Here is a 4184-nt window from a genome sequence, read left to right on the forward strand (position 1 = left end):
ACACCACCGTCACCGCCTACGACGACCCGACCGTCCGCACGGATCTGTCCAAGCAGTGACCAGGCGTCCTCGGCCGCCTCCTGCGGCCGGGGACGCGGCGTGAAAGAGCCTGTGCCGGTGCGATTCCCGATCGCGCCGGCAGTCGTTTTCGTCATCAGGAGATACCGGGAAACCCACGCTCGCTACCGGCCGGGACGGCTCGCGGAACCCCTTCCACCTGCGAACATCCACGCGCGCAGCCGTTCTCGTCCGGCTCTGGGCGATCCTGCCACTTGACGAGTTTCGCCCGAACCGTCACGCTATTGAGCAACAGTGATAGCTGTCAGAGCGGTCCGACCGACTCCGCGGCTCCCGGCGCAGCCAGCGTTACGGGGAGCGGGGACCTTCGGCGCGCCGTCGGCGTACTGGATCACACGGATGGTACTTTGACACATCCGTGCATAGGGGTGTAAGTTTGGACGTTGCGCTGGCTGCCTCCTGTCCATACCTCGATTCGCACACGTGAGTTCCACCCTTCCGGTGTTGCTTCCGTTGTTGCCTGTTCGAGTTTCGATCGGGTCGTGACCAGCGGAATTCGTAGCAGAAGCAAGCGACGGTCGCGGACCACCACGCGACGCGCGTGAGGTGCTGGAAGGACGCATCTTGGCAGTCTCCACCCAGACCAAGGCAGTTGCCGGAATCCCCGGAGCCCCGAAGCGGGTGTCTTTCGCGAAGATTCGTGAACCCTTGGAGGTTCCCGGACTTCTCGATCTACAAACGGAATCGTTCGCCTGGTTGATCGGCTCTCCGGAATGGCGTGAGCGCTCCGCCGCTCGCGGCGACGTCGGGCTGGTCGGTGGACTGGAGGAGGTGCTCGAGGAGCTCTCGCCCATCGAGGACTTCTCCGGCTCCATGTCCCTGTCCTTCTCGGATCCTCGCTTCGAAGAGGTCAAGGCCTCGATCGACGAGTGCAAAGAAAAGGACATGACGTACGCGGCTCCGCTGTTCGTCACCGCGGAGTTCATCAACAACAACACCGGTGAGATCAAGAGCCAGACGGTCTTCATGGGTGACTTCCCGATGATGACCGACAAGGGCACGTTCATCATCAACGGCACCGAGCGCGTCGTCGTCTCCCAGCTGGTCCGCTCCCCGGGCGTCTACTTCGACCACAGCATCGACAAGGGCACCGAGAAGGATCTGCACAGCGTGCGGGTCATCCCCTCGCGCGGCGCCTGGCTCGAGTTCGACGTCGACAAGCGCGACACCGTCGGCGTGCGCATCGACCGCAAGCGCCGCCAGCCGGTCACCGTGCTGCTCAAGGCGCTGGGCTGGACCACCGAGGAGATCACCGAGCGCTTCGGTTTCTCCGAGATCATGATGTCCACCCTGGAGAAGGACAACACCGCCGGTCAGGACGAGGCGCTGCTGGACATCTACCGCAAGCTGCGTCCGGGCGAGCCGCCGACCAAGGAGTCCGCGCAGACCCTGCTGGAGAACCTGTTCTTCAAGGAGAAGCGCTACGACCTGGCCCGCGTCGGCCGGTACAAGATCAACAAGAAGCTGGGCCTCAACCCCGGCGCCCCGATCACCGGCTCGGTGCTCACCCGCGAGGACATCGTCGCCACCATCGAGTACCTGGTCCGCCTGCACGCCGGCGACAAGACGATGACCGCCCCCGGCGGCGTCGAGGTGCCGGTCGAGGTCGACGACATCGACCACTTCGGCAACCGTCGCCTGCGCACCGTCGGCGAGCTGATCCAGAACCAGATCCGGGTCGGCCTGTCGCGCATGGAGCGCGTCGTGCGCGAGCGCATGACCACCCAGGACGTCGAGGCGATCACCCCGCAGTCGCTGATCAACATCCGCCCGGTCGTCGCCGCGATCAAGGAGTTCTTCGGAACCTCCCAGCTGTCGCAGTTCATGGACCAGAACAACCCGCTGTCGGGCCTGACCCACAAGCGCCGTCTGTCGGCGCTCGGCCCCGGCGGTCTGTCCCGTGAGCGCGCCGGCCTCGAGGTGCGCGACGTGCACCCCTCGCACTACGGCCGCATGTGCCCGATCGAGACCCCGGAAGGCCCGAACATCGGCCTGATCGGCTCGCTGTCGGTGTACGCGCGGGTCAACCCCTTCGGCTTCATCGAGACCCCGTACCGCCGCGTCGTCGACGGCCGGGTCACCGACGAGGTCGTCTACCTCACCGCCGACGAGGAGGACAGGCACGTCCGTGCCCAGGCCAACTCGCCGGTCGGCCCCGACGGCCGCTTCCTCGAGGACCGGGTGCTGTGCCGCCGCGGCAACGAGGAGATGGAGTACGTCGCGGCCTCCGAGGTCGACTTCATGGACGTCTCGCCGCGCCAGATGGTCTCCGTCGCGACCGCGATGATCCCGTTCCTCGAGCACGACGACGCCAACCGCGCCCTCATGGGTGCGAACATGCAGCGCCAGGCCGTGCCGCTGATCCGTTCCGAGGCCCCCATCGTCGGCACCGGCATGGAGCTGCGCGCCGCGGTGGACGCCGGCGACGTGGTGGTGAACGAGAAGGCGGGCGTGGTCGAGGAGGTCTCGGCCGACTACGTCACCGTCATGGCCGACGACGGCAGCCGCAAGAGCTACCGCATGCGCAAGTTCAACCGCTCGAACCAGGGCACCTGCTCCAACCAGCGTCCGATCGTGGACGAGGGCCAGCGCGTGGAGGCCGGTCAGGTCCTGGCCGACGGTCCGTGCACCGAGAACGGTGAGATGGCCCTCGGCAAGAACCTGCTCGTGGCGATCATGCCGTGGGAGGGCCACAACTACGAGGACGCGATCATCCTGTCGCAGCGCCTCGTGGAGGAGGACGTGCTGACCTCGATCCACATCGAGGAGCACGAGATCGACGCGCGTGACACCAAGCTGGGCGCCGAGGAGATCACCAGGGACATCCCGAACGTCTCCGACGAGGTGCTGGCCGATCTCGACGAGCGCGGCATCGTCCGCATCGGCGCAGAGGTCCGCGACGGCGACATCCTGGTCGGCAAGGTCACCCCGAAGGGCGAGACCGAGCTGACCCCCGAGGAGCGCCTGCTGCGCGCCATCTTCGGCGAGAAGGCCCGTGAGGTCCGCGACACCTCGCTGAAGGTGCCGCACGGCGAGTCCGGCAAGGTCATCGGCATCCGCGTGTTCTCCCGCGAGGACGACGACGACCTACCCCCCGGCGTCAACGAGCTGGTCCGGGTCTACGTGGCGCAGAAGCGCAAGATCCAGGACGGCGACAAGCTGGCCGGCCGCCACGGCAACAAGGGCGTCATCGGCAAGATCCTGCCGACCGAGGACATGCCGTTCCTGCCGGACGGCACCCCGGTCGACATCATCCTCAACACCCACGGCGTGCCGCGCCGTATGAACATCGGCCAGATCCTGGAGACCCACCTGGGCTGGATCGGCAAGGCGGGCTGGAAGGTCGAGGGCGAGCCCGAGTGGGCCTCGGCGCTGCCCGAGGAGATGTGGGAGGCCCCGGCCAACTCCAACATCGCCACCCCGGTGTTCGACGGCGCCCGCGAGGAGGAGCTGACCGGTCTGTTGTCCTCGACGCTGCCCAACCGCGACGGCGAGCGCATGGTCGACGACAACGGCAAGGCGGTGCTGTTCGACGGCCGCTCCGGCGAGCCCTTCCCGTACCCGGTGGCCGTGGGCTACATGTACATCCTCAAGCTGCACCACCTGGTGGACGACAAGATCCACGCGCGTTCGACCGGCCCGTACTCGATGATCACCCAGCAGCCGCTCGGTGGTAAGGCGCAGTTCGGTGGCCAGCGCTTCGGTGAGATGGAGTGCTGGGCGATGCAGGCCTACGGCGCCGCCTACACCCTGCAGGAGCTGCTGACCATCAAGTCCGACGACGTCGTCGGCCGCGTGAAGGTCTACGAGGCGATCGTCAAGGGCGAGAACATCCCGGAGCCGGGCATCCCGGAGTCGTTCAAGGTGCTCCTCAAGGAACTCCAGTCGCTGTGCCTCAACGTCGAGGTGCTGTCCTCCGACGGCGCCGCGATCGAGCTGCGCGAGGGCGAGGACGAGGATCTGGAGCGCGCCGCGGCGAACCTGGGCATCAACCTGTCCAGGAACGAAGCGGCCACCGTCGACGATCTGGCGAACTAGGCGGATCGGGGGGGGGCGCCGCCGCCCGGGGGGCGCCCCCCCCCCGCGCGGAAACGGTGCGGCCGGGG

1 protein-coding gene is annotated in these 4184 nt (G+C 67.1%); it reads left to right on the forward strand.

All coding sequences use genetic code 11. The features are described 5' to 3' along the window. The first annotated feature begins 624 nt into the window (after window positions 1–624). A complete protein-coding gene (locus QH283_RS00475) occupies window positions 625–4116 on the forward strand; it encodes a DNA-directed RNA polymerase subunit beta (protein WP_280501043.1) in 3492 nt (1163 codons plus the stop codon). The last annotated feature ends 68 nt before the right edge of the window (window positions 4117–4184 follow it).

Origin of the sequence: Nocardia farcinica, assembly GCF_029867845.1 — a bacterium.
In the GTDB taxonomy this organism is placed as follows: Bacteria; Actinomycetota; Actinomycetes; order Mycobacteriales; family Mycobacteriaceae; genus Nocardia; species Nocardia farcinica_A.